Annotated in this window: 20 protein-coding genes; 4 read left to right on the forward strand and 16 right to left on the reverse strand. The window is 42.3% G+C overall.

Going from position 1 to position 26,560, the window contains the following annotated elements; genetic code table 11:
• Window positions 1-2: 2 nt before the first annotated feature.
• The 6 genes from MKX62_RS05565 to MKX62_RS05590 all read right to left on the reverse strand — a co-directional run bounded on the left by MKX62_RS05565 (window position 3) and on the right by MKX62_RS05590 (window position 7,917).
• Entirely contained in the window at window positions 3-2,204 is a 2,202-nt protein-coding gene (locus tag MKX62_RS05565) for a YhgE/Pip family protein (RefSeq protein ID WP_231885731.1), read from the reverse strand.
• A 69-nt stretch (window positions 2,205-2,273) separates the two neighbouring features.
• Window positions 2,274-2,843 (reverse strand): TetR/AcrR family transcriptional regulator, encoded by a 570-nt coding sequence (locus tag MKX62_RS05570; protein WP_067213367.1) that lies wholly within the window; start codon window positions 2,841-2,843, stop codon window positions 2,274-2,276.
• A 161-nt stretch (window positions 2,844-3,004) separates the two neighbouring features.
• Window positions 3,005-4,879, reverse strand: a complete 1,875-nt coding sequence (abc-f, locus tag MKX62_RS05575; RefSeq protein WP_340741006.1) for a ribosomal protection-like ABC-F family protein — start codon at window positions 4,877-4,879, stop codon at window positions 3,005-3,007.
• Between the two features lie 168 nt (window positions 4,880-5,047).
• The gene (locus MKX62_RS05580) at window positions 5,048-5,170 is read right to left on the reverse strand and encodes an RAxF-45 family protein (protein ID WP_257722493.1); all 123 of its coding nucleotides are present in this window, start codon (window positions 5,168-5,170) and stop codon (window positions 5,048-5,050) included.
• A 222-nt stretch (window positions 5,171-5,392) separates the two neighbouring features.
• Window positions 5,393-6,997 carry an ABC transporter permease gene (locus MKX62_RS05585; RefSeq protein WP_067213369.1) on the reverse strand — a complete coding sequence of 535 codons (1,605 nt, stop codon included), beginning with the start codon at window positions 6,995-6,997 and terminating at the stop codon, window positions 5,393-5,395.
• Window positions 6,997-7,917: an ABC transporter ATP-binding protein gene (locus MKX62_RS05590; protein WP_340741007.1), complete on the reverse strand. Its 921-nt coding sequence runs from the start codon at window positions 7,915-7,917 to the stop codon at window positions 6,997-6,999. The genes MKX62_RS05585 and MKX62_RS05590 overlap by 1 nt, the downstream gene beginning before the upstream one ends.
• 156 nt (window positions 7,918-8,073) lie before the next feature.
• On the opposite strand from MKX62_RS05590, the gene MKX62_RS05595 reads away from it, so the two are divergent.
• On the forward strand, window positions 8,074-8,661 hold the full coding sequence (locus MKX62_RS05595) for a TetR/AcrR family transcriptional regulator (RefSeq protein ID WP_067213374.1): 588 nt from the start codon (window positions 8,074-8,076) through the stop codon (window positions 8,659-8,661).
• 180 nt (window positions 8,662-8,841) lie between these two features.
• Here MKX62_RS05595 and MKX62_RS05600 read toward each other — a convergent pair whose 3' ends face one another.
• The 6 genes from MKX62_RS05600 to MKX62_RS05625 all read right to left on the reverse strand — a co-directional run bounded on the left by MKX62_RS05600 (window position 8,842) and on the right by MKX62_RS05625 (window position 17,582).
• Entirely contained in the window at window positions 8,842-10,575 is a 1,734-nt protein-coding gene (locus MKX62_RS05600; protein WP_340741008.1) for an ABC transporter ATP-binding protein, read from the reverse strand.
• 510 nt (window positions 10,576-11,085) lie between these two features.
• Window positions 11,086-12,249: an aminotransferase class I/II-fold pyridoxal phosphate-dependent enzyme gene (locus tag MKX62_RS05605; RefSeq protein WP_340741009.1), complete on the reverse strand. Its 1,164-nt coding sequence runs from the start codon at window positions 12,247-12,249 to the stop codon at window positions 11,086-11,088.
• 604 nt (window positions 12,250-12,853) lie between these two features.
• Complete coding sequence (locus MKX62_RS05610) at window positions 12,854-13,552, reverse strand: AIM24 family protein (protein ID WP_340741010.1); 699 nt, start codon at window positions 13,550-13,552, stop codon at window positions 12,854-12,856.
• A 112-nt stretch (window positions 13,553-13,664) separates the two neighbouring features.
• Entirely contained in the window at window positions 13,665-14,855 is a 1,191-nt protein-coding gene (locus tag MKX62_RS05615; RefSeq protein ID WP_338654867.1) for an acyl-CoA dehydrogenase family protein, read from the reverse strand.
• Window positions 14,856-14,912: 57 nt separating this feature from the next.
• Window positions 14,913-16,079: a saccharopine dehydrogenase family protein gene (locus MKX62_RS05620; RefSeq protein ID WP_340741011.1), complete on the reverse strand. Its 1,167-nt coding sequence runs from the start codon at window positions 16,077-16,079 to the stop codon at window positions 14,913-14,915.
• A 24-nt stretch (window positions 16,080-16,103) separates the two neighbouring features.
• On the reverse strand, window positions 16,104-17,582 hold the full coding sequence (locus MKX62_RS05625; RefSeq protein ID WP_067213389.1) for an aldehyde dehydrogenase family protein: 1,479 nt from the start codon (window positions 17,580-17,582) through the stop codon (window positions 16,104-16,106).
• Between the two features lie 834 nt (window positions 17,583-18,416).
• Here MKX62_RS05625 and MKX62_RS05630 point away from each other — a divergent pair.
• Entirely contained in the window at window positions 18,417-18,539 is a 123-nt protein-coding gene (locus MKX62_RS05630; RefSeq protein ID WP_255428521.1) for a hypothetical protein, read from the forward strand.
• A 220-nt stretch (window positions 18,540-18,759) separates the two neighbouring features.
• On the opposite strand, the gene MKX62_RS05635 is transcribed toward MKX62_RS05630, so the two are convergent.
• Window positions 18,760-19,803: a YecA family protein gene (locus MKX62_RS05635; RefSeq protein ID WP_067213392.1), complete on the reverse strand. Its 1,044-nt coding sequence runs from the start codon at window positions 19,801-19,803 to the stop codon at window positions 18,760-18,762.
• Between the two features lie 122 nt (window positions 19,804-19,925).
• Window positions 19,926-21,434, reverse strand: a complete 1,509-nt coding sequence (locus tag MKX62_RS05640) for a DHA2 family efflux MFS transporter permease subunit (protein WP_340741012.1) — start codon at window positions 21,432-21,434, stop codon at window positions 19,926-19,928.
• A 286-nt stretch (window positions 21,435-21,720) separates the two neighbouring features.
• On the opposite strand from MKX62_RS05640, the gene MKX62_RS05645 reads away from it, so the two are divergent.
• The gene (locus MKX62_RS05645) at window positions 21,721-22,605 is read left to right on the forward strand and encodes a TetR/AcrR family transcriptional regulator (RefSeq protein WP_340741013.1); all 885 of its coding nucleotides are present in this window, start codon (window positions 21,721-21,723) and stop codon (window positions 22,603-22,605) included.
• 92 nt (window positions 22,606-22,697) lie between these two features.
• Window positions 22,698-23,495 carry a TIGR00266 family protein gene (locus tag MKX62_RS05650; RefSeq protein WP_187046070.1) on the forward strand — a complete coding sequence of 266 codons (798 nt, stop codon included), beginning with the start codon at window positions 22,698-22,700 and terminating at the stop codon, window positions 23,493-23,495.
• A gap of 144 nt (window positions 23,496-23,639) precedes the next feature.
• On the opposite strand, the gene MKX62_RS05655 is transcribed toward MKX62_RS05650, so the two are convergent.
• Window positions 23,640-25,463: an SEC-C metal-binding domain-containing protein gene (locus MKX62_RS05655; protein ID WP_340741014.1), complete on the reverse strand. Its 1,824-nt coding sequence runs from the start codon at window positions 25,461-25,463 to the stop codon at window positions 23,640-23,642.
• A 77-nt stretch (window positions 25,464-25,540) separates the two neighbouring features.
• Window positions 25,541-26,437 carry a LysR family transcriptional regulator gene (locus tag MKX62_RS05660; protein WP_340741015.1) on the reverse strand — a complete coding sequence of 299 codons (897 nt, stop codon included), beginning with the start codon at window positions 26,435-26,437 and terminating at the stop codon, window positions 25,541-25,543.
• Window positions 26,438-26,560 lie beyond the last annotated feature (123 nt).

Consider the following 26,560-nt stretch of genomic DNA (forward strand, 5'->3'; position numbering starts at 1 on the left):
ATTTACGCTTCTACTGTTTCTTTTGAATACCTCTTTTTGTAAAGAAGTGCAAAGTATCCGAATGTAATCGCAAGGAACGCGACCATGAATCCGATGAGAATACCGTTATTCATCCAAAGGAATGACATATTGCCTGTTGAGATGGCGGCTTTGAATGCTTGTACGGAATACGTCATCGGCAATAATGTGTTGAAAATTTGCAGTGGTGCCGGTATTAATTCGAGCGGGAATGTCCCTGCGCTTGTCGTCAATTGCAAGATCAGGACAAGGATTGCTACAAAACGTCCCGCGTCTGAAAGAATGGACACGCACATCTGTACAAGCGCAATGAATGTGTAGCTCGTGATGATCGCAGTCAAGACGAATAACGGTGTATTCACTGTTTCCATGCCGAGTGCAAATTTCACAACTCCTGCTGCGATAAGTGCCTGCAATAGACCGACGATCGCCAGCACAGAAACTTTACTTGTGAACCATCCGAATGCCCCTGTCGGTTTAATAGCCGGTTCGACTAGCGGGAAGACGATGGAAAGAAGAAGCGCACCAACAAATAATCCAAGTGACAAGAAGTATGGTGCAAAACCGGTACCATAGTTCGGTACTTGGTTAATGCCATCTTTCTCAACATCTACAGGTGCCCCGACCATTCCATATGTTTTGTCTGTCGGATTCACTTCACTAGCAGTTCCATTTGCTTCCGCAAGTTTTTCTTGCAGCGTCAATGTTCCTTCATCAAGTTCAACTATACCATCAGCAATTGTCGCCGATCCTTTAGCAAGTTCTTGCGATTTAGATGCAAGTGTTTCTGTTCCTGTTTGTAGTGTACCCGTTCCTTCTGTTAATGAAGTGAGGCCTGTTGCAAGATCGGATGACCCTTTCTGTGCAGCCGTGACGCCTTCAGAAAATTGTTTCAATCCAGCTGCAAGTGTATCGTTGCCTGACGCAAGAGCGTTCGCCCCTTCAATTAGTTGTGGGGAAGATCCGTTCAACTTCTCTAACCCAGCAAGTCCTTGACTATGTGCGCCGGAAAGTTGACCTGCAGCGCCATTTAAATCTGTGGTACCTGCCGCCATTGAAGCTGTACCAGCAGATAATTCTTTCATTCCGCCAGAAAGTTCAGCGCTTCCTTGTTTCAATTGGCCGAGTGTTTCTTTGATTGCAGTTTGTTGTTCCTCTGAAAGTTCAGCAAGAACAGGAGCGAGCTGTGTAGACAACCCCTCAATTCCAGCAGTTAAATTTCCGGCCGCACCAGAAAGCTGACCTGCCGCACCATTCAATTGCCCTGATTTCTCTTTCAATGTCCCAACAGCTGCGTTAAATTCTTGTTCCTTCTGACCCATTTGACCGTAACTTGCGGTCAATTGGCCGACACCTTCTGTATAGCCAGCGATGCCATCCTTAAGTCCTCCAGCTCCTGCTGACGCCTTTTGTGCACCTGCAAGAAGATCTTTTGACCCTTGCGATAAAGTACCGAGTCCTTTATTCAACTCATTGGCACCTTTAGCTGCATCGTTCGCTCCTTGTGCAAGTTTCTGTGAACCATCCGCAAGTGTAATCGTGCTACTTGCCAACGTTTCAAGATACCCTTTCAATTCATCTGCACCTGATGATAGTTTTGCGGCACCATCATGTAATTCACCGGCGCCGTCCGCCGCTTCACCGAATCCATCGCCCATTTCAGTAATGGAATCAAAGAGCTTTTCCGCGTACGTTGAAGCGACTTGTTCATTCACTTCTGCACGGATCCGATCCATTGCCGTTTCTCCGATCTGAGCAGATAGGAAGTTGAACCCTTCATTTGGCTTATAGACAATTGTCAGTTTTTCCGGTTCATCATCCAAAAGTGTTGTTGCATGTTCGGAGAAGTTTTCCGGTATTTCAATTACGACGTAATAATCTTCATTTTCGAGCCCATTTTCTGCATCTGATTTTGATACTTTCTTAAAATCAAACTGCTTACTGTCAATTAATTTATCGGTCAGTTCCTTCCCAAGGGCCAACTGTTTACCGTCCATTTCCGCTCCATTATCAAGGTCGACGATTGCAACAGGCAAATCACTCATATTGGCATATGGATTCCAAAACGCCCATAAAAACATGCCTGCATAAAGGACAGGGATAAACAATATAGCTATCAGTGGAACGATTATTTTTTTTGAACGTAAGAGCAGTTTCCACTCTGCCCATGTCATTGAATTTTTCATCTATTTACTTCCTCCTGTACTGGCTGACCACTTTCCTCAAGTAGTCATTTCAGAATAAAAAATAAAGTCTCAAACTAAGAGACTTTTAAAAATGGTCCCATTTAATAACGCAGCGATACGCTCTTCCGATAGCTCTTCATCGTGGGTTTTATCCCAGTCTGAGACAAGTGCGAGGTATGCTTTAAATAACATATATGCGACAAGTTCTGTATCGCAAGGCTTTACTTCACCTTTGGCAATTCCCTTTTCGATCTTCTCTTTTACATAAAAAACGATTTCTTTTTCAATTGCCTGTAGCACTTCACCTACGGCAGGTGTACGCAGTTCTTTTTCTTCATCTATTAACTTCACATACAATTGATGCGTTCCACGGAATTTGAGCATTTGCATCAGTCTAGCATGGGCATTTTGTTCAAAAGGTGCACCTTCAACAGAAACAGCATCTGCTTCCGCACGCATTTCGTTAATCATCTTCAATACAATGGCATTGAACAGTTCTTCTTTATTGGAGAAGAACGTATAGATTGTTCCTTTGCCGACATTCGCAATTTTCGCAACTTGGTCCATCGTTGTTGCTTTATAGCCGAACAGCGAAAATGATTTCGCGGCTCCCTCGAGAATTTCTTGCCTGCGGTCCATTTTTCCACCTCACTTTGAATGGATTATCTCATTGACCATAAAACCGTTTCGGTCATCTAGTCATTATATTACTCCGCCTGAAAGAATTATGCAAGTTTTTTCTTAAGAACGAAAAAGTCTGGGAAAGGATTACTCCCTCCCAGACTGTATACACTCAGTACCTATTCTACTTCTCTCATCCATATTTCATAATAAGACTCTAGCTCTTGTTTAATCACGGTAACTTCCGCCATGATTGATTCATATTTCATCCAATCAGATTCGTCTTCCGCTTTCTTTTCCAATGAATCGATTTTTTGTTCAAGTCTCGCTATTTCTTGTTCCACGTTTATAGTTACTTCTTTTTCCTTTTTATCTATCTTCGGCTTTTTCACCGCAATGGGTTCAGGCACTCCGACTACCATGCGACTTTGAATCTCTTGCCACTTTTCACGTGCCCAATTATAGGGTCCTTCAAATGTCGTCATGAGTCCATCTTCCAACCATGCTGTGCGAGAGAATAATTTATTCAAGAAATAACGATCATGTGAAACGGCAACGATTGTACCCGTAAAGTCTTCCAGTGCCTCTTCAAGCACTTCACGTGACTCAATATCCAAATGGTTTGTTGGCTCGTCAAGCACAAGGAAATTGACGTCCTGGTACATCAGCTGTGCCAATCGAAGCCGCATGCGCTCTCCACCGCTTAGGTCGCCAACTCGCATGAATACATCTGGACCGTAAAACATAAACTTCGCTAATATATGTCGGGCTTCCCCTTCGGCAATAGTTACTTCACCCCGAAAGACATCTATCAAACGCGCCTTCGGATCCGAAATTTCAAAGTGCTGCGACAAGAATCCGATTTTCACATTACTTCCCACTTTACTCATTCCAGTGTCAATCGGAAGCTCACCTAAAAGAATTCTCAGTACGGTCGATTTCCCGCATCCATTCCGCCCTACAATCGCTGTTCGATCCTTCCAATACACATGGAAGTCCGCACCCTTCAATAGCTCCTGTTGACCAAATGATTTCGTGATTCCTTCCATTACAACGACTTCCTTACCACTCCGTGGCGCAGCTTCAAACGACAAAGTCATTTTCTTCGGGTCGATAAGTGGCTTTCTTACTTTTTCCATCCGTTCTAGCGCCCGTTCCATATTGCGCGCTTGTCGGTGCAATCCAGGGTTTGGAGGATTGGCTTCATTTGCCCATTGGTGGAGCCGTTTAATGGCCTCCTTCATTTTTTTAATTTTCTTTTGTTGCTCTTCGTAATTTTGGAATTCCCTCATGAGACGCGCTTCTTTTTCTAGAATAAAGGCAGAATAATTCCCGTAATAAAGATGAATCTCCCCTTCTTCAAGATCAGCAACCTTCGTCACGACACAATCCAAGAAGTAACGGTCATGTGAAATAATAACTACTGTTCCTGAGTAATCCGTTAAATATGCTTCCAACCATTCAACTGCAAATAAGTCCAAATGATTCGTCGGTTCATCCAATAACAACAAATCAGGTTTCGTTAATAATAGCTTCCCAAGCATAATCTTCGTCTGTTCGCCACCGCTCAATTGCCCAAAAGAACGTCCAACAAACGGTTTCAATTGCAATCCATTGATGACTTTCTCAATTTCCGAATCTACGGCATAGCCCTCACGATTGGCGAATTCCTCCTGTAAATCTCCGTATACCCGAAGCAACTTATCCATGTCCGCGTTTCCGGCATTGGCTAGCTCTGCTTCTAACTCCGACATTTTTGCCTGCATTTCTTTTAGTTCTACAAATGCACTGTTGAGCACATCATAACCGGTCGTTTCTTTTTCATATAAAGGGATTTGCGCTAAATAGCCTATCTTTGTACCCTTTTTAAAATGAATTGCCCCACTGTCAGGTTGCTCCGCTCCCGAAATCAACTTAAATAACGTTGTTTTCCCACTACCGTTCCGTCCGACAACACCTAATTTATCACCTGTTTTAATGTCCAAAGAAAGATTCTCAAAAATCATATTCCCACCGAGCATTTTGCTTATTTGTTGAACTGTACATATCATCATTTTCCGCTTCCCCTCGTCCTGTTTTCACAACTGGAAGCATCTCACGAAAAGAGCTAGCGCCTTGGTAGACCCAAAAAGCACTGGAGTCTAGACAACAAAAAAGACCGCGTGTAAGCGATCTTCCCCTTAAAAATTTTCGCAAGGAATGCATGCTAAACAGCTGTGTGATTACTGAAATTGTCTAGAAAAGGACAGACTCGTCCCGTCGACTGCAATTTCATGAGTAATCGCACATGAAGTGGCTAAATATTCCAATAGACTTCCACGTGCATACACAGTGTCTAACATCATTCCTCACCCCCGCTCACTAATAGTAAGAATAGTTTAACACGGATAGGTTTTTATGGCAAGAATTGTATAGATGACTTCTATACAACATTTAGGACAAGTGAATGTACACGAGGTTACTTAAAATCATGTTTTGTTAATAATATTTCACATATTATTAACAAGAGTACATCACTTAGATATTCTTGAGGTGTACTTTTGGTTTTATCAGAGTACGAATATAGCTCAGCCTTCAATATCCCGTTTCGAATACCCGATAAAGCCGACAATCACTAACACACCCGCAAAAACTGTCAGTATGAAGAACATCATAAAATTCATACCTTCAACAGGAAGTTGAGGAATATGACCATATGGAGATAGATTACCCATCCATTCCGGAAATTTAAGCAACCCACCTAAGTAAACAACAATGAATGAATAGAGCAAGTATACCCAAGTTAAACTCGTCACTCTCGGTGCAATCCCAATGAGAAGTACCGCAAACCCAATCATAATCCATATCGCAGGGAGATAAACCATTGCCGCCCCGTAAATCATTCCAAAAGAGATACCCCCGTCTATAACGACTACACCTGCTGACCAAAGACCGATTGCTGTAAGAGACAACATTACAAAGCTGACGGCAATGGCAACGCTAAACGTGCTGCCCATCAGCCGCGAACGGGATACCGCCCGACTTAGTAAATGCTCCGTACGCTCCTTCCTCTCTTCCCCTATCAACTTGAGCATGGCCATTAGAGCCGGAATTGTGCAGATCATCGCCATAATGGACATAAGCATTGGGATGAATTGTTCTGTTAATGAAAGCCCTTCAACAGGTGCTATAAGATCCTTCATTATGTCGATATCTTCAAAGAAGGAATCCAAGTCCCCTAAAACCGAGCCATAAGAGGCGCCTAGCACGTACATTCCAATTGCCCAGGCTATTAACGATGTACGCTGAAGCCTTAACGTCAACCCAAGCGGGCTTTGTAAAAAGGCTGATGCATGTTTTTTCCCAGGTTTGGAGGATAAAAATCCCGATCCTAGATCACGGATAGCATTCAGATAGAGTGCGACAATGACCAAGATAAGTGCGGCACCAATCGTCAGTAAAATTGGCCACCAGTAATTATTCACATATACTTGCGCACCCAATACCCAACCAAACGGCGAAAACCAAGAAAGTCCCTCATTGCCTACATCCCCTATTGCACGGATGAAATAAGCAATACCCAACGCTGTAAAGGATAATCCGGTCGTGCCTCGAGAACTTTCCGAAATCTGTGCAAACACTGCAGTTAGCGCTGTGAAAAAAATACCTGTTGCCGCTAAAGCCGCTCCATATAAGAGCGAACCTTCCATACCCATACCTTCTATATTCAGAACGGACAAACCAATACCGATAATGAGCGCCATGATGACATTCACTCCGCATATAACAAGAATGGTTGCATGTAAATTTGATAATCGTCCAGTAGGAAGCGAACGGATCATTTCAATACGTCCGTCCTCTTCATCCGCTCTTGTATGACGTACAACAAGTAAGATACTCATAATTGCAACTGCCACAGCTGTGAAGAGCAACATTTGGTGAGCCATCATAGCACCTGACGTGTAATTTTCTAAGCCATATCCTTTACCGACCATCGCAGTCATGGCAGGGTTCTTCATCGTTTCAGCAATTGCCTGTCTGTCTTGCTCCGTCGCGTAAAGATCTGTAAATGAGAGGGCGATAGAAAATGTAAGAATCGCTAAAGATAGCAACCAAATCGGAAGTCGGATACGATCTCTTCTTATGATTAAACGAGATAAAGTTCCAGTGTTTTTGTACAAATGCTTCGCCATTAAGACGCACCTCCCACTCCCGTTTCTTCAGTTCCCTCAGAGTTTCCTTCATAGTACCCCATAAATAAATCCTCTAAAGTTGGTGGTGCACTTTCCAATTTCACAATACCGAATTGACTAATATGTTTCATAACAGTGGCCAATGCTTCAGTTTCTACTTGGAATGACAGTGCTTGATTTTTCTCTTTAATATCATAGACACCTGTTATTTCTTGTAACAACGTAATCGGTTGTTTTGTCTCTACCAAAAGATTTGTACGGGTTAAATGTCGTAATTCACGTAAAGTTCCTGTTTCGATAATCTTCCCTTGCCTAATAATACCGACCCTGTCACACAACTTTTCTACTTCAGATAAAATATGACTGGAAAGTAGGACACTCTTCCCTGCTCTTTTCACATCCATCACACACTGTTGGAAAACTTGTTCCATTAACGGATCAAGGCCTGACGTCGGTTCATCCAATATATAAAGTTCTGCTTCTGACGAGAAGGCAGCAATCAATGCCACCTTTTGCCGGTTTCCTTTTGAATACGTTCTACATTTTTTAGTTGGATCTAAATCGAATTTGCGAATGAGTTCCTCACGCCGACTTTCATGATTTGCCCCTCGCAATTTCACGAATAAATCAATTACCTCACCACCGGTTAAATTTGGCCACAGATTCACATCTCCTGGCACATAAGCAATACGCTTATGTATTTCAACTGCGTCTTCCCACGCATCCTTACCAAAAATCTCAACAGTTCCCTCTGTTGCCTTTAAAATTCCGAGTAATACGCGGATAGTGGTAGACTTTCCAGCACCATTCGGACCGATGAAACCAAAAACTTCTCCTTTGTTCAATTCAAGGTCTATTCCATCTAAAGCTGTAAAACCACCGAACTTTTTCGTTAAATTGGTCGTTTTTAATACAGTCATTGTTAATCCCCCATTCATAAAAAACGTATTAGTTTTGAAATATTATAGTCTTTATAGTTCATAATATAAGAAAACAAACTCCTTAACAATAGTTTATGCACTATTTATATTGTTTTATTACATATCTTCCGCTAAACTAGCAATGAGGTGAAAGAGGTGGATGGATTTCAACGACGTAGAGAACAAAAAGAAAATGCGATTCTACAAGCTGCATTGACATTATTTATGGATGCTGGTGTCCAAAAAGTTTCGATTGCTGAAATCGCTGCGAAAGCGAATGTATCTCAGGTTACGATTTATAAATACTTTGAAAGTAAAGAAAATTTAACCCAGCTCGTTCTCAAATTCTATGTAGACCAAATATGGGAAGAACAAAAAAAGCAATTAAATAGTGATCTTCCTTTTTTGGATAAAATAAAGCAAATTACTTTCAGCAAAAGTGACTATGCAAATCAATTTAACAGCCAATTTTTCCAATACTTTATGAATGATTATTCAACCGGAAAAAGTTATGTTGAAGAAATATATACAAGAGAAGCAATTCCTCGCATGATTGCTTTGTTTGACGAGGGAAAAGAGCAAGGGTTTATTGATCAAAACATGTCGAATGAAGCAATTTTAGTTTATATGCAAATGTTTAAAGACTATTTACAGCAAAAAGATGTCTCCTTAACTGTACTCCCGATGACTGAAGATCTTATAACGCTTTTCTTTTATGGGATAGTCGGAAAAAAAGAGGAGTAAACCTCGTTAACATACAAAAAGGTGTTGCCCTATGAGTCGCTAAATTTCCGACTTGTGGGCAACACCTTTTTTAAAAGATAAGTATACGTTTTCAACTAGGTACAGTGTCTAGTTCCAGACGACCTCTGTTTTTCATGTACAATATAAAGCAAATCGAACAGCTCTTCCCTATTTTCTCTCTTACGCCAATTGTTGTTCAGCAAATTCACGATACAATGCATGTGATTGTATCAATTCTTTATGAGTTCCGCTGCCTGTCACTTGCCCATTTTCGATGAAAATGATTTTATCTGCATCGACAATAGTTGATAATCTGTGGGCAATGACGAATGTTGTACGCCCTTCCATCAATCGCGTCAGTGCATCTTGAACGACGCCTTCCGATTGGCTATCCAGGCTCGCAGTTGCTTCGTCCATCATCAAGATCTTTGGATCCCGTAAAAAAGCACGAGCGATGGCGATACGTTGCCTTTGCCCTCCAGAAAGTTTCACACCTCGTTCGCCGACTTCTGTATCCAATCCTTTCGAAAATGTTTTAACAAATTCGTCGGCATACGCCATTTCAGCGACTTCCCAAAGCCTTTGATCCGAAATGCTGGCCCCATTTTCCAAACCGTAACATAAGTTTTCACGAATTGTCCCCGCCATCATGGCACTCTCTTGTGAAACGTAACCGATTTGACTACGCCACGACGCCATCGACAACTCTTTTATCGGCACACCGCCAATTTGAATTTCACCGGATGTCGGTTCGTAAAAACGCTCAAGTAATCCGAACATCGTCGTTTTCCCTCCACCACTCGGTCCGGCGAATGCAATCATTTCACCAGGCTGGGCCTCAAAGGACACATTTCCAATCACCGGCTCGTCGTCTTCATAGGCAAACGATACGTCCACAACTTGAATTGGTTTGTTCGCAATATCCATCACCAAGCCATCTTGCCCTTCTTCCAACGGTAATTCTAAAATGTCGATAATACGTTCTGTTGCACCTTTCGCTTTCTGCAATTGTGTAAAGAACATTGCAAATGATGTAATTGGAAAAATAATTTGGAACAGATATAACAGGAATGCAACAAGGGCACCTGTCGACATTGTACCGTTCGCAACACGCATACCGCCATATCCGATAATCATGACGATGACAACCATAACAACTAGATACATAAAGGGAGCAATCAAAGCAGTAATACGAGCTTCTTTCAAGCCAAATCCGAGTAATTTCCCAATTCCAACTTTCCCATTCGCCTCTTCATTCTCTTCAGCATTAGAAGCTTTCATCAAACGGATTTCGCCGAGTGTCTGTTGAATATTGCCTGTGAATATAGCTGTTTCATCTTGTAATCCACGAGAAATCTTCGCCATTTTGGTGCCTAATGGAATCATAATTCCCACTGTAATTGGAACCGAAATCAACATGATAAGTGTCATTTTCCAATCCATAATAAGCAGGATCGTCACCGCACCTATAATCGAAATGATACCCGTAATGAATTGTGGGAAATGTTGCGTAATCAATTCTTTCACGATTCCCGTATCATTAACGACACGGCTCACCGTTTCACCGCTAGATTCCTTGTCAAAATGACTGACAGGCAAACGAAGCAGTTTTGTCCACATTCTTTCACGTAATCTCGCAACTACTTTTTGTCCTACATAACTCAGCAAATAAATGGATACCCCATCAATTACTGCTTGAACAATAAATGCTACCCCGATAGCAATCATTATCGGGACGCTTAACGAGGCAACTGAAAAACCATCCACTAAGTTTTTCGTTAGTAAAGGAACAACCAAACCTGCAAGTGTTGTCAAAACACCTGCCGTCAAGCCTACAGCCAAAGCTAGCTTCGGGATTCCTGTTGATAAAATCAGAGAGAAAAACGGCTTCAAGCCGACTTTTTTCTTGTCCATAGTTTTTAACTCCATTCCGTTGAATCTTTTAATAAGTTCATTTTAGTAGATGTATGTAAACTCAATATCAACAAACTACATTTTGTCACTCGAAATAAATAAATCCAACAACTTATTTTGAATGCATCTATCCAAAGGAACTTGGTAAGATACCCTGGTTTACAAATTGGATCACCGAGAAGTCCATTCAAGTTCTCGGGACGGATTATTCCCGTGATATTATTACAAATGTACCCATAAAATCGGATCATCATAACGTTGAATACGCGAGAAAAGTTGCACAGGATTCACTTGACTACTTAAACTATATTAACAGGAATCAAATCCGGGCGTTCACTATTCATATAATGTGTGCAGACTATTAGGATTGCTTGATTATCGTATATAGTAAAATCTTAACCCAATTCAATCTATAAATACACTTTACAAGATTGACCCGTACTTAAATAAACTCCGCATAAAAAGGTTAGCAGGGACAGAAATCTCCGTCCCACGCTAACCTTACACCGCTTAAATACTTAAATTCCGTAATCGATCAACCGCTTTCTGCAGCACAGCCACTTTCTGCACAAGCGCCAACCGAACGAATCCAGCGCCTTCAGAGCCGAAGATGCTACCAGGAACCATGACAACACCACATTTGTCGATTACTTTAAATACAAATTCCTTGTCGTCCATCTCGAACGGATACTTTGCCCAGACAAACATCCCACCGTTTGAAGGAGTAGCAGACCAACCAATCTCCTCCATGCCTTTCATTAATACCCTATGGCGCGCAGAAAATTCTGCCCGCAGGCGATCCGTAATCTCTTCCGCATTATCGAGTGCCATGACAGCCGCTTCCTGAATCGGACCGAACGTTCCATAATCCAAATTCGATTTGAGTTGTCTTAAAATATGTACTATCTCAGCATTACCAACGATGTAAGCGATACGTGCACCGGCAAGGCTAAAGCTTTTAGATAATGAATTAATCTCCATTCCGACCTCCATTGCACCGGGAGTCGATAGAAAACTAATTGGAGAACCGCCTGTAAAATAGTATTCAGAATAAGCAGCGTCATGAAGCACAATAATATTGTATTTCTTGGCGAAAGCTACTACTTTCTCGAAAAATGCACAATTCGGCATAGCAGGAACAGGGTTTCCTGGTAGATTCAAAATCAGCAATTTAGCTTTTTGTGCAATGTCTTCAGGAATTTCATCCAAATTAGGTAGAAACCCGTTTTCTGCACGTAACGGCATCTCATATGGAACAGCGCCAGCAAGCTTAATGCCAGCCTCATACGCTACGTAAGCAGGATTCGTTGTCAACACAAAGTCCCCTTCATTGCAAAAAGCGAGTGGCAGATGGACAAGTCCTTCTTGAGAACCCATTGTTTGAATGATTTCCGTTTCAGGATTGAGCGTAACACCGGAACGTCGTTCATAATAATTCGCGACGGCTTCGTTAAACCGTTTTGTGCCGCCTAGTGTATAGCCATATGTATTCGCCAGAGCGCTTTGTTCTGATAACACACGTCTCACTTTTTCGTCAGGAGGAAGATCCGGACTCCCAAGACTTAAATCAAAGACTTCAGCGCCCGTTGCTTTTTTCGCTTCGGCTGCTACTTTTAAATCGCCGAAAATGGCAGGTGCAAAAATGGACATTTTTAACGAAGGTTCAATCTTCAATGGGAAACACTCCTTGTTTGTGGGAAATTGTTTTTAAGGAGTATTTTATCACAAACTATGTAGCTAGTGTAAATAAGGTTGTAAAAAAGGTAATTTGATTTACCATTTATTCGCATGAAATACTAGTGAGAAGGGCTTGATAACCTCCATTTTCACTAGACTATTTTCGGCCCACTTTCGACTAACTATTCATGACAGATTTACCGAGGAGTACTAGTGTGCTCAAGGGGAGAATGCAGTTATTTTGGAAGAAAAGAATTTATGACATTCTATATAGTGTGTAAGCGTCCGCTCGGAACGGAAATCAACGGGATTGAAGGTAATCGTACTTTTTCAGTGCCCTCATACGTGTACTTATGAATTTGGAGCGCGACGGCTGAAGGACCACCATACGATTACCGAAAGGATGTGTAGGGATGCGAATTTGTCGCATCCCTACACATCCAGACATCTCGATAGATAATGGTAAAGTAGTCGTTCAATCCAAGAAATCCAATTGCAACTATGCACGTAGCACCCAGTGTGTGATCATTTCATTTACTGGTTGGTTAATCAACAGACGTGGCATTCCATATCTTTGAATTCAACAGCACAAGCTTGTTAGTCACGAGGATCCATTCCCAGCCATATAAACTTCTTCAAACGGTTGAATGATAACGAAACCTTCACCGCTAAACTCCATTTGAATCGATTCTCCACTACCGCGACCAAAGAAGGTCTTAATACTAATATCTGTTCGGAACTCCGGTGTTAAATGGCCAGACCAGGCGACTGTTGCATTAGGATCTGTAACGACGGGTTCTCCAGGATGGACAAGTAGCGTTAGCGGCTCGAAATGGGTAGTAATCGCAACCTTCCCCTTCCCTTTCAACGTTACGTTGAACAGTCCACCAGACATCATGCCTGCCACTTTCTTCATAAGCTTAATATCCCATTCAATAGTTGGCTCAAACGCAAGAAGATCATTGCCGTTCACCGTAATCGATTCCTTATTCAAATCGAAAATGGTTATCTTCTTCCCTTGATCCGCTAAGTAAAGCCGACCATTCCCTGTTGCTTTCATCAGTGAAGTACCTTCACCCGTGAGCGCTTTTTTAAACATCATGCCTACGCCATGCTCAAGCACCTTTTCCCGCTCGAATTTAATCTGACCCGCATATGAGATCATGGAGCCCATCTTTGCCCAGACAAAGTCGGTTAAATTCACTTCCAGAATTCGCGGTGTTTCCAATTCAAAGTATTCACTTTCCCGCTCATCCTGCTTTGTTTGTTTAATGAATTCATTAATCGTATATTTCCCCATCTATATCTCCCCTTTCGTAACAATGCCTATTACTTATTATCGAAACTTAATCTTCGACTGTCATTGTACCAAGAAAAAATCCTGAGAGGTCTTCCCCTTCAGGACTGTAATTTCACTCAAACGGCCATTCAGGTAGCCGATTACTCAATTTCTTATCTTCACGATACCCAAGCACATATTCTGCCTGCATAACCGTATGGATCTCACGCGTTCCTTCATAGATAACAGGCGCCTTTGAGTTTCGCAGGAACCTGGCGACAGGGTATTCATCCGAATAACCATAAGCCCCATGAATTTGGAATGCATCATCTGCTGCTTTATTGGCAAAATCGCATGCCTGCCATTTCGCCAGCGACGTCTCGCGCGTATTGCGCAAGCCGTTATTTTTCATGTCACCTGCTCGATAGACAAGAAGTCGGCTCATCTGATAGCCCGCTTCCATGTTAGCAATCATTTGTTGGACGAGTTGGTGTCTGCCAATTTCCTTACCGAACGTTTCCCGTGCATGACAATATTTCACGCTTTCTTCGAGGCAACCCATTATTAAGCCAACCGCTCCCGCAGCGACAGTGAAACGACCATTATCAAGTGACGCCATGGCAATTTTAAATCCATCGCCTTCTTCACCTAATAAATTCGCAGCCGGGATACGCATATCTTCGAAAAATAGTTCGCCTGTATTGCCTGCACGAATACCGTATTTCCCTTTGATCGCTTTCGATGAAAAACCTGGTGTCGTTCGTTCGACGATGAACGCGCTAATACCATGGTGTTTTTTCGCTTTATCCGTATAGGCGAAAACGAGGAAATGATCCGCAACATCACAAAGGGAAATCCATGTTTTTTGACCGTTTAATACATAGTCATCTCCGTCACGCACGGCAGTTGTTGCCATTGCCGCAACGTCGGAACCTGCACCTGGTTCTGTCAACCCGAATGCACCTATTTTTTCACCCTTCGCTTGTGGCACAAGGTATTTCTGCTTCTGTTCTTCATCGCCCCACTGCAGTATACTCATCGAGTTCAAGCCAATATGGACCGATACCGCTGTCCGGAACGCCGTATCTCCACGCTCCAATTCTTCACACAGTATTGCGAGCGAATTATAATCCATTCCACTGCCACCATATTGTTCGGGTATACACACGCCCATGAAGCCAAGATCCGCAAGCTTCTTCCAAATCGACTGATCGAATCCACCTTGTGCATCCCATTTCTGGATATGGGGCATAATTTCTGCGTCGACAAACTGACGCGCCGTTTTCCTCAGCATCTTCTGTTCTTCCGTAAATCCGAAGTCCACCTCTTCATCTCCTTTCATAAACCACTATGTCGTAGTGAGATTAGAAACTATACGTTTTCAACATGGAACATTGTTCGACTCAATACTTTCTTCGATAACGACACCGCGCTTTTTCATCTCTTCAATATACAATTCACCGGGTACGATATTCTCTGGCGGATGGACTCCACGTTTCGAAATAGTGCCATTGCCAATCATTTGTGCCACGATGGAAATCGTATTTGCCGTCGCACGAGCCATCGCAGTCTCGTTTACTGCAGTGTCTTTCTCCGTAATAAGGTCATATTCGTATGTTACTGGCATAGCACTTTTTTCACCGCTCACAATAACGCGTAGCAACACTGCATCTGATTTATTACCGAGGCGAAGTTGCGGCGACAGATGTTCTCTCATGACGTCGCGTACCTTCACTTTTTGACCGTCAACAGTCACTTCGTTGTCCCGAGATAACAAACCTAGATCGACAAGCAGCTGGAACTTCTCCGCGTGCCCTTTGTAACGAATCGTTTTGTATTCTAGTGACTCCACGTCAGGGAACGACTTCGTTAGAGTCGACGTGCCGCCTGATGTATGAAATGCTTCAAGCTCGCCGTATTTATCAAAATGGATTGTTTCGATTTCGGACAATGATGGAACTTCCAACAGTTGCCCGTTTCGAATAACGTGGGAAGGGTCAGTGTAATGATCAAACACGCCTTCCAGTGAAAAGACGACATTATAATTAAGTGGCGGCTCCGGCTTTATCGGAATTCCTCCAACATATAGTTTGATGGAATTAACCTTTTCGAGTTTTCCCGCCCCGTAACCAGTAAGAATATTAATCATTCCAGGAGCTACCCCTAGATCCGGAATGATTGTCACGCCTTTCGCAATCGCCTGATCCGCCAGACCGAGCACCGCATCCGTAGCGCCACCGATATGACCGCCAAGATCAATGGAATGAACACCGATATCTACTGCGATTCGGGCAACTTTTTCATTAAACGTATAGAATAGCGCATTGATAACCACATCTCCTAGTGCCATCACTTCGCTTAATTGCTTATCGTTTTTCGCATCCAGTAATAGGATATCAAGCTTGTCGGACATGAGTTCCTCCGCAAAGTCTTCCGCTTGCTTGACGTTCAGATCCGCTAAATAAACTTTTTCGACATCATCACCCTTCACTAGATCGCGTGCCGCCTCTTTCCCCATTAAACCTGCTCCAAGTATGACAACCTTCATTTCCCCATCCCCTTACGTTAGGTATTAATCCGTGTCAATCTGCGCCCGTTGCAATTTCCCGCTGAAGTCTATATAAATACTCTTCCATTCAGTGAAGACATCAAGTGCAGCAACGCCAGAATCGCGGTGTCCGTTGCCCGTCCCCTTTGTTCCGCCGAATGGCAGATGGATTTCGGCACCCGTCGTTCCCGCATTCACGTAGACAATACCTGTATCTAGATCACGTTGTGCTCGGAATACTTTATTGACATCGCGTGAGAAAATCGAACTTGAAAGTCCAAATTTCACACTGTTATTAACCTCAATGGCTTCATCTAGACTTGAAACTTCAATCAGCGAAACAACAGGTCCGAAAATCTCTTCTTGCGCAAGGCGGCTATCCCATTTCACATCTGTGAATAAAGTTGGTTCGTAATAATGACCATCTGCAAGCTTTCCATCTGTTAATATATGTCCACCTGCAAGAAGTTTCGCACCTTCATCCTTACCAATTCCGACGTAGCCATGAATTTTATCAAGCGCTTTTTGATTGATTACTGGGCCAATTTTTACTGATTCGTCCATTCCATCGCCAATCGATAACACTTTCATCGCTTCCACGAGTTTTTGCTCGAGTTCTTCCTTTACATCTGTATGCACGATGACACGGCTACATGCCGTACAACGCTGACCCGCTGTTCCGAATGCACTCCAAAGAATCCCTTCCACTGCCAGTTCGATATCCGCATCATCCATAACGATGACCGCATTTTTACCACCCATTTCAAGTGATACTTTTTTCAAATGACGTCCACCTGTTTCCGCAACATGACGACCTGTTTCAGTCGACCCTGTGAATGATATAACGCGAACATCAGGGTGTTCAATCATTGCCGTCCCAACTTCTGCTCCCGACCCGAAAACGATATTCGCAACGCCTGCCGGGAGTCCTGCTTCTTCAAATATAAGCGCCATTTCATACGCCATCATAGGTGTTTCCGTCGCCGGTTTCCAAATGAAAGTATTGCCCGCGACAATTGCTGGGAACGATTTCCATGTCGCAATTGCCACCGGAAAGTTCCAAGGTGTAATAAGTCCGACAACACCGATTGGTGCACGGACACTCATTGCGAACTTGTCTTGAAGCTCTGAAGGTACTGTTTCCCCGAACATGCGGCGTCCCTCACCAGCCATGTAGAACGCCATATCAATGCCTTCCTGCACTTCACCGCGCGCCTCTTCGATGACCTTCCCCATTTCTTTCGTCAACACTTGCGATAAGTGTTCTTTCTTTTCTTTCATAAGTCGTCCAATTTCATATAAAAAGTCTGCACGTTTCGGTGCGGGAACGAGTGCCCATTTTTTCTGAGCCTCTTTCGCCGACTTTACTGCAAGACTCACATCTTCTTTAGTCGATAATCTTACTTGTGCCAACTCCTTACCATTTGCTGGATTCAAGACTGCAGTATAATCTGCTCCCCCTGCCTCCTGCCATGTACCTCCGATATAATTGTTCAGTTGCATTGCAACATTCCCCTTTCTATAACACAGCATTTTGAAAGCGCTCACATCTATTTAACTAATTTCGACATTTCCTACGCAATTCCTTTAATCTTCCGACAACTATAATTTTACTTCCCTCCTACTTAAACACAATAAGCTATGAAAAACCCCCAATAACCAAGCTATTCGAGGGATGAGATTATTATTCATACTATGAACCCCATTTCCTCGAATTTTTCTCTTTGTCAGCACCACACCGAACGTGAGATAATTTCTCTTCACCTTCATCCCTGTTTAAAGTTCATATACAAAATACCACGTCCGTTGATTAACCATTTTCTTGCATAAAGAGCAGGTAAGAAAGGCTTGAAAAACTCTATTTTCACTCAATCATTTCCGGTCTGCTTTCGGCGAACTATTCATGACCTCTTTACCGAGTGGCAAGTATGGCTAGAAATGACTACGTCATTCCTAGCCATACTTGTTTCGATCATCCTGTTGCGAATAGTTGCCTGTCGCATTCCTACAACGTTCAAGTGAAAAATACAGCTATTTTCCAAAAAAGAATAGATGACTTTTTATAAAGGTTGTAAGTGCCCGAAGATACAATTTCGGACACTCTAGCACTTTGTATAATGTGTTCCTTGCTTACTTTTAGTATAGAGTCTGCATATTATCATGCGATGGACTATAAGAAAGTGACTCTTCCTTAACTAAAAAAGACAAGACTATGGAGAAAACATCAGCCGCCAAAATTGTATCTTTGGCGGCTATTATCCAGATAAGAAGCGTCGCTATTCTTTCGTCCCGAAAAGTTTTAGCACTTTGTTTACGTATCCATTTGGAGAGCGACGGATGAATAAGCACCATACGATTACCGAAAAAATGTGTAGGAATGCGATGAAGTCGCATTCCTACACATCAAGACATCTCGGTAATCGTATAGAGGTCGTTCAATCCAAAGCAATCCAAAAGTAATTGTACACGAAGCGCCTAGTGTTGGATTTAGTTATTTACTGGTTGTTTTTGGGTGATCAACACATGTGACAAAATGCAGAAAAACTCCGCACTGGATATATCGATCCCATGCGGAGTTTTCATAATGAAAAAATATTTAATTTGTACGTTATTTTGGTTTCAGGTTATGTAATACCCATTTGGTGTATATCCATTTCTGCACTATTGCTAATACCACGGATTATTCTTTTTCTTGCTGACGGCTCCGTTCGTACATTTCAATGACAAATTCACGGATGTTATCTGCATGTTTCATCATCGAACTTGTCGATACAACGAACAATTTCGCAATTTCAGCGTTCGTCAATTCTTCATCCTCCATAATTCCTAAATCAACTGCTACAAAAAATACGGCAGCGGCAATAACGCCAGGTTTACGGAAATTGGGGCGCTCTTTCAAAAAGTACGTTACCACAATATTTCTCAGTAATTCACGTGCTTCTTTAGGCGTATTTCTTAACTCAAGTACTTCATCCAGACTCTCGATTACTTCCTGCTGAACCGGTGTAAAATCATGCTCTATGAGTTCATCTACTGTTCGTGAATCCCTGGCAAGCAAAATTTCGTAGACATCCGTCATATGCTCTTTATAGAACGCAAGACTCTTATCGAATCCGCTTGACTCCGCAAGTTCAACTATCTGTTTTTCGAGTGCACCATTCCAATCATTAATGAACATAAGCGAAGAAATTACATAGATATCATTGTTCTGGTCCCGATTATCAGGTAAAACAATGCCGAATATGAATGAATGCTCTTCCAGTAGCATTCCTTCTTTCTTTTCAAGATTGAATATGCCCTCGCCAAGTATTTCTTGGACAATAACATATCCTTCCTTCACTTCTTTCACCTTAGCAAACAGTACAACAGGCTCTTTCCATAATTCCAGAACGGATCGAACTGTCTCTCTTATCGGGCTATTCAACACTCTTAGGAGGTGACGCTTCCACAAATCACGGCGTGCAACGAATAAGAAATATTCACTAACAGCCTCCTCAACATCATCCGGTCCCATCAGTTTTTCAAGTTTACTTTTCCAGTGTCTTCTATGGCTTTCGAACTCTGATATATCAGCTGGGCTTGTAGCCTGTTCATAAGCACCAAAGATGATACGCTCAAGTTCCTCATCAATAAGCGTCTCTAAAGGTGATTCATTTTTCTCCGCACAACACTTTTTATATTTCTTTCCGCTCCCACATGGACACGGATCGTTTCGTCCAACCATTTTCCCACGTCCTAACAATTATACGTTAATAATATTTACCTCACATTCAATAGTAACAGAAACAAAAAAACTCCGCAGTGGTATATATATATACCCATGCGGAGCACTCTTTAATCCATCGCTTATTTTTTACTTTCCTCTAAATTAGTAAATGATTTTTCATTAGTTGGTAGTGCTACACGTTTCATGAAGAACGATAGAGCCAAGGCTACAATTGCAACGATTGTCGATATGAAAAATGAGAAACTAATTCCGTCCAACATTGCTTGTGCTTCAAGTTGTTCCTTTAACTTCGCTAGCCCCTCAGCGGTCGATGGAGCATTGCCAGATGCTTGGACTTCCGCAAATAGTCCTGCACCTGTCGATTCCATCCGTTTTGTCATAATCGTTAACAGAATTGCGGATCCGATAGCACCGGACACTTGCTGTAACGTGTTGTTCATAGCCGTACCATGTGGATTCGAGATCATTGGCAATTGATTCAACCCGTTTGTCATAACCGGCATCATTACCATTGAAATCCCTAACATCCGAATCGTATAAATCCACATAATGTAATAATAACCAGACTCCATACCTAGTCTACTTAAATAGAATGTTGAAATGACAGTGATGGTAAGACCAATAACCGCCAAAATTCTTGCGCCGTACTTATCGAATAAACGACCTGTAACCGGCGACATAAGCCCCATCACAATTGCCCCTGGTAACATCAGCAAACCTGAATGGAACGGTGAAATGCCCCGTATGGTTTGGACATAGAGCGGCGTAAGAATCATGCCCGAAAACATTGCAACCGATAGTACAATCGAGATGGCCGATGATAAAGCAAACATCGGATGTTTGTAAATCTTGAAATCCAACATCGGGTCATCCATACGTAGTTGACGCACAATGAACGTGATAAGTGCGATTGCACCAATAACGATTGTTCCATAGACAAGCGGTGAATCCCATCCCTTATCACCCGCTGAACTAAAGCCGTAAAGAAGACCGCCGAAACCGATACTTGACAAAATAAGTGAAAATACATCTAATTTCATGTCACGGTTCGGTGTAATGTTGCGCAATTTCAAGAACGCATAAACAAGTGTCAGAATTGAAAACGGCAAAACGATACCAAAAAGTGTACGCCATGTATAATGTTCAATTACCCATCCCGACAGAGTTGGACCAATTGCTGGCGCTGTAATCATTACTAGCCCAAAAATCCCCATTGCCGTTCCCCGGCGCTCAATCGGAAATGCCGTAAGCATAACGTTCATAAGAAGCGGCATCATCATTGCAGATCCACACGCTTGAATCATTCGAGCAGCAACGAGTACACCAAATGATGGTGCAATCATCGCTAAAATCGTCCCTAGAGTAAACAGCACCATTGCTGTTAAGAACAACCTTCTATTTGTGAACTTCTGAATGAAGAACGCACTTGCTGGTATTAAAATACCATTGATAAGCATATATCCTGTCGTTAGCCATTGGACAACAGACGGTTTCACATCGAACTCAACCATAATTGTCGGCAATGCAACGTTCAACAATGTATTATTTAGTAGAGCGACAAAAGCACCTATAAATAAAATTGCTATCATGCCGTAAGGCGGTTTTTCGTGCATTTTTTTTATATCCATTATTACTTCCTCCTATTTAATACCTAACGTATAAAATTTGTACCCCGTGTACATCATGTTAAACATATTATACCGATAGTCCAAAACTTGCAACCTTAGAAAACGCTTTCACACAATAAAAACTTTTTCCGTTGATATATCAACCTTTTGGATATACCATAATAAATGTACTGATAGTATAAACCTGAATTCACTTCCAGGGAAACTCGACATATATAAGTTTATTAACACCCGTCAGATAAGCCGAATAGGTTCGACAACTAACTTTAGGATAAAGGTGATTAGTATGAATGATCGAAAACGCCAGGTTTTATTAACAGCGCAGCGACTTTTTATAGATAAAGGATTTTCCACCACGTCTGTCCAAGATATTTTAGATGAATCTTGTATATCAAAAGGGACATTCTACAATTATTTTTCATCCAAAAATGAGTGCCTCATCGCGATACTTGTACACGCACGTGATGAAGCAACTGTAAGAAGACGTGAATTGCTTATTGGACAAGATTTATCAGATAAGAACGTTCTGGTAGAGCAGATTTTAATTCGTATGCACGTGAATCGCGAACAAAACTTGATGCCAATTTTTGAGGCAGTTTTCCATTCTGGTGATAGCGACCTAAGAACTTACATCAAGAACATGCTTTTAGCTGAATTTTCTTGGTTAACAAGAAGACTGGTGGATGTGTACGGCAAAGCTGCTGTGCCTTATGCAGCCGATTGTGCAGTGATGCTGTTCGGAATGATGCAACAAATACTTCATGTATGGTCAGCTGTTTCGAAAGAGGAAATGGACACTTCAAAACTTGTGAGATTCTTACTCCGAAGAATCGATTCCATCATCCTAGGTATGATCAGCACAAAAGACGCTTTCTTCACTGAAGATGTATTTTTCAAATTAAGCGGGGATGAAGTAGAACAAACAGAAACAAAGGAGCAATTACTCGAACGTCTCACAGGATTTTTGGAATTTCTTGGAGATGATACGCTTCCTGCCGGCAAACAATATGTTCAATTTCTTTTGGATGAACTACGCGCCGAGTCTCCGCGGGTATTCGTGCTGGAATCTGTCGTCCGCTCGTTCCGAGAAGCTTTCAAAGGTTTTTCCCATGAACCTGAAGCTCACGAGCTTGCATACAAAGTTTGGCGCTATATGGACACGCTAGAGTAACCGAAATTCCGTCTCAATTTCTTGAAACTTTTCCGACTTTATTTCGTATAGTTGAGTAGTAGAAAACTTATTTTAGGGAGGAACGAGACAAGATGAACAATCACGAAATTGATTACAAAATACATGGCGATGATATGCAGTTTGTAGAAGTCGAGCTTGATCCAAAAGAAACGGTAGTGGCAGAAGCAGGCGCGCTGATGATGATGGAAGACGGGATCGCCATGGAAACAATCTTCGGTGATGGTTCCAGCTCTTCAGGCGGCGGAATTATGGGCAAACTGATGGGCGCTGGAAAACGAATGTTAACTGGAGAAAGTTTATTCATGACAACATTCACGAATACGGGGGCAGGCAAAAAGCATGTATCTTTCGCGTCCCCTTACCCTGGAAAAATAATTCCGATGGATTTAAGTGAGCATAACGGCAAAATTATCTGCCAGAAAGATGCCTTTCTAGCTGCCGCAAAAGGCGTGTCCGTCGGAATTGAATTTCAACGGAAACTCGGCACCGGCTTTTTCGGTGGTGAAGGGTTCATCATGCAAAAACTCGAAGGTGATGGTATGACGTTCATCCACGCTGGAGGTACGATTATCGAGAAAAGGCTGCGACCGGGCGAAATATTACGTGTAGACACGGGATGCCTCGTGGCAATGACACACAACGTTAATTACAACATCGAAATGGTAAAAGGCGTAAAAACAGCATTATTTGGCGGCGAAGGACTCTTTTTCGCGACACTGAAGGGACCTGGAACTGTTTGGATTCAATCACTCCCATTCTCTAGACTCGCAAGCCGTGTCTTTGCAGCTGCACCGCAAACACCTGGTGGAGGATCACGGGATGAAGGAAGTATTGCAGGCGGCTTGTTCAATATGCTTGGCGGGAAATAACTAATTATCAGACATAACGTTGGATTAACATTATCTTCATCCAAAACTCTCCAAACTAAAAAAGGGTTAGATCATCGGTCTATTTTCGACCGATGATCTAACCCTTTTATTATTGAATCTCACTTAATGTAACAATACATATGTTTACTTCACACCATTCAACAACAGCCATATATACCTGGCTTCATCTTCACTACCCGGTTCAATCGCTTTAAATCTCGGGTACGGAATCGTTTTCGCTTTGAATGTCATCAAATGCCTAACATGGCCATTCAATTTCGTTGCAGCATTCAACATCTCTTCTGCATCTAACGATTTCCCTTCGGATGCTATGTGTTCAAGCTTCCAGTCAAGATAAAGATAAGCCGCATCATGCTCGGAACCTTTTTCATAGCGCACCATGATTTCCGCCGCTTCTGTGAACCGTTCGGCGTGAATGAGCGAAGCCACCGCTTCATATCTGGCCCCAAGGTTGTCCGTACGGTTCATCTTCAATAGATCCGTGAATATTTCCGCCGCCTCTCCATACTCTTCGCGACTGAACAAGTGAACGCCATACGCAAATGCCGAGCGCATGAACGGCCGATTCGGTATGTTTTGCCAAGGGTTCTCCCCCGGTTCAAATGTCCTACTTGCAGACTGGATTGCTTTTTCATACAATTTAGCCGCTTTCTCGGCATCCTGTTCAACTTCCGCTTGAAGTAAGATGACATCCGGATTATTTGGTCCGATTTCCATAGCACTCTTCGCAAGTTTCCGACGTGCTTGTTCAGATTCCGCGCGATACGCCTCATATGCAAGAAGTTGTGCACGGCCTTCTGCAATTCCAGGCTTGCGTTCAGGCTGAATAACCCCGCCCGTCGTCATCGATGTTTCCCAAAGTGCTTTTTCTGTTGGCCGAGGATCTGTTCCAATATCGTAAAGTCGTGCCGCCACCGGTTCATCGCCACTATCCATCATGTCTGCATAAAGAGCGGCAAGTTCCATTTCATACAAGTGCATTCCTTCTTTTGATGCACTGTACTTCCGTAAAATGTCATCTTCTATTAGCCCTGTATCCTGTAGCACTCCAAGTTGAATGCCCGTTTTTACTGCAGCGGCAAGAAAATCACCTTCTATCGGAACATCTTTATTCTCATTCAGAAAGTAAGCGACGGCCAGTTTGTGCATGATTTCACGTCCATCCGCACTTTGATTCAGTTCACGAAGTGTGATGTCAAGTGCTGTCAGCGCACTCAATTGTGTGGGCACCAATACTTCTTCAACAAGCTCGTTCATAGAAGCCACGCTCCGTTTAATGAACAACTCGTAAATATCGAGCGTGTGGTCATCTAGAAATTGCTCAGTCGACTTGTCCGATACCGCATCTCTTAATTCAACGAGCGACTTTTTCGTCTGCTTGCTCCACTTCGCCAAGAACATCATTGAAGAAACAGGTGCAACCCCGAAGTCCCCTTTTCGAGGATCGTGGAGGACTACACCAAATAGTAACGTCCCCAAATCTGCAGGCATTCCCTCATTGCGCGTCACAAAATAATCTCGCTCACCAAACAGCTCCCGTACTTTTAGTCTGCCTAACTCAACTTCGGTAATTTCTGCGAGGAGCATAAACGGTTCGTCCCACTTCTGTAATACTGAAATAACCGAATCACGTTTCACCTGTTCAAGCTGCTGTGCTAAATATGTATGCCAAATCTTTTTATTGTGGATGAATAAATAAAACTCACTTGCTGCCTCTTCAATATGTTCCTTTTCCCAGCTACCTGTGAGGCGGTTTACCCATTCCCGCATCGTCTGCATCATTTCCTGGCGGTCTGTATCTTTCGGATAGTCATTAAAATAACCGACGAGCACACGATCAAGCTCTTCGTTGACAATCATATCGACAAGATCTGTTCCTTCCGTTCCACAACATTTCTTATATTTCTTCCCGCTTCCACAAGAACATGGGTCGTTTCGTCCAATCATTTAATTCTCCCCTTTCGGTTACAAAAAAACGTTTTACTCCTTACTTAATCATAACAGACAGACTGATTTGCAACGAATTAATCAGAAACTTTGTATTCGAAAAAACCCTCTACTTCCATTATGAACGCCTGTATAGCTGGAGAGACATACCTGTTTTTCATGTACGTCAAATACACGGTTCTTTCAAGTGCCCGGGAATCGATGATCTTACTTACAATCGAAAGATTATAAGGCCCCTGTAAGTAATTTTCTGGAATAAGCGCAATACCTAAATTTTCACCGACTAAACTTAATGCTGTTTCGAAACGCTCAATTTCATATTTAATCGTAGGGACAGTATCTTCCAATTCAAAAGCACGCAATATGTCTTCCCTCGTCTGAAACCCTTCGGTGCTAATGATGAATGGCTCCTGTTCCAAATCTTTCAGCATAATTGATTCCCTTGTAGCCATCGGGTGGTTTTCGTGAAGAACTAACACAAGTTTTTCCTTATACAAAGGGACCGTTTCTATATCCACTTCTTTAATTTGCTGGTTTGTGATAATGGCATGCGTTTCATATTTCCTCAACGAATTCTTCACATCGTCACCGCCTAACACCTCCATCAATCGAATGTGCATTTCGGGAAATTTTTTATTGTATAGAGAAATCACTTTTGGAATCCAATACTTCACCGATTCAATCATACCGATTTGGAGTTCACCTTTACCAATAAGCTTTACTTCTTCCATTTCCTTTTTTACAATCGCAATTTCTGATAAAAGATGAATCGCTCTGCCGTATAAAACCTCTCCCGCTTCTGTCAATCTACTATTCCTTGTATTGCGTTCAATGATTTGAAACCCCAAGTCTCGTTCCAAGTTTTTTATGGCGTTGCTTAATGATGGTTGAGAAATATGCAACTTCTCTGCCGCTTTAGAAAAACTCATATGATCCACGACTGAAACAAAATAACTTAACTGCTTTAGATCCATACTAACCACTCCTCCACTCAATTATAGATGCGGGCTATAAGTATATAGTAATTATATATTAGAATTAATAAATCATGTACTTTATAATAAATGAGTAACGTTGTATCTGAAAGTTCAGAAAGG

The organism is Sporosarcina sp. FSL K6-5500 (assembly GCF_038005665.1).
GTDB lineage: Bacteria > Bacillota > Bacilli > Bacillales_A > Planococcaceae > Sporosarcina > Sporosarcina psychrophila.

Coding starts and splice junctions, on each gene's coding strand:
- MKX62_RS05660 (WP_340741015.1), bottom strand. CDS start 26,437: ATGGATCTAAAGCAGTTAAGTTATTTTGTTTCAGTCGTGGATCATATG.
- MKX62_RS05585 (WP_067213369.1), bottom strand. CDS start 6,997: ATGGCGAAGCATTTGTACAAAAACACTGGAACTTTATCTCGTTTAATC.
- MKX62_RS05625 (WP_067213389.1), bottom strand. CDS start 17,582: ATGCAACTGAACAATTATATCGGAGGTACATGGCAGGAGGCAGGGGGA.
- abc-f (WP_340741006.1), bottom strand. CDS start 4,879: ATGATGATATGTACAGTTCAACAAATAAGCAAAATGCTCGGTGGGAAT.
- MKX62_RS05635 (WP_067213392.1), bottom strand. CDS start 19,803: ATGGTTGGACGAAACGATCCGTGTCCATGTGGGAGCGGAAAGAAATAT.
- MKX62_RS05610 (WP_340741010.1), bottom strand. CDS start 13,552: ATGGGGAAATATACGATTAATGAATTCATTAAACAAACAAAGCAGGAT.
- MKX62_RS05645 (WP_340741013.1), top strand. CDS start 21,721: ATGAATGATCGAAAACGCCAGGTTTTATTAACAGCGCAGCGACTTTTT.
- MKX62_RS05590 (WP_340741007.1), bottom strand. CDS start 7,917: ATGACTGTATTAAAAACGACCAATTTAACGAAAAAGTTCGGTGGTTTT.
- MKX62_RS05630 (WP_255428521.1), top strand. CDS start 18,417: ATGAATAAGCACCATACGATTACCGAAAAAATGTGTAGGAATGCGATG.
- MKX62_RS05570 (WP_067213367.1), bottom strand. CDS start 2,843: ATGGACCGCAGGCAAGAAATTCTCGAGGGAGCCGCGAAATCATTTTCG.
- MKX62_RS05600 (WP_340741008.1), bottom strand. CDS start 10,575: ATGGACAAGAAAAAAGTCGGCTTGAAGCCGTTTTTCTCTCTGATTTTA.
- MKX62_RS05565 (WP_231885731.1), bottom strand. CDS start 2,204: ATGAAAAATTCAATGACATGGGCAGAGTGGAAACTGCTCTTACGTTCA.
- MKX62_RS05655 (WP_340741014.1), bottom strand. CDS start 25,463: ATGATTGGACGAAACGACCCATGTTCTTGTGGAAGCGGGAAGAAATAT.
- MKX62_RS05620 (WP_340741011.1), bottom strand. CDS start 16,079: ATGAAGGTTGTCATACTTGGAGCAGGTTTAATGGGGAAAGAGGCGGCA.
- MKX62_RS05580 (WP_257722493.1), bottom strand. CDS start 5,170: ATGATGTTAGACACTGTGTATGCACGTGGAAGTCTATTGGAATATTTA.
- MKX62_RS05640 (WP_340741012.1), bottom strand. CDS start 21,434: ATGGATATAAAAAAAATGCACGAAAAACCGCCTTACGGCATGATAGCA.
- MKX62_RS05650 (WP_187046070.1), top strand. CDS start 22,698: ATGAACAATCACGAAATTGATTACAAAATACATGGCGATGATATGCAG.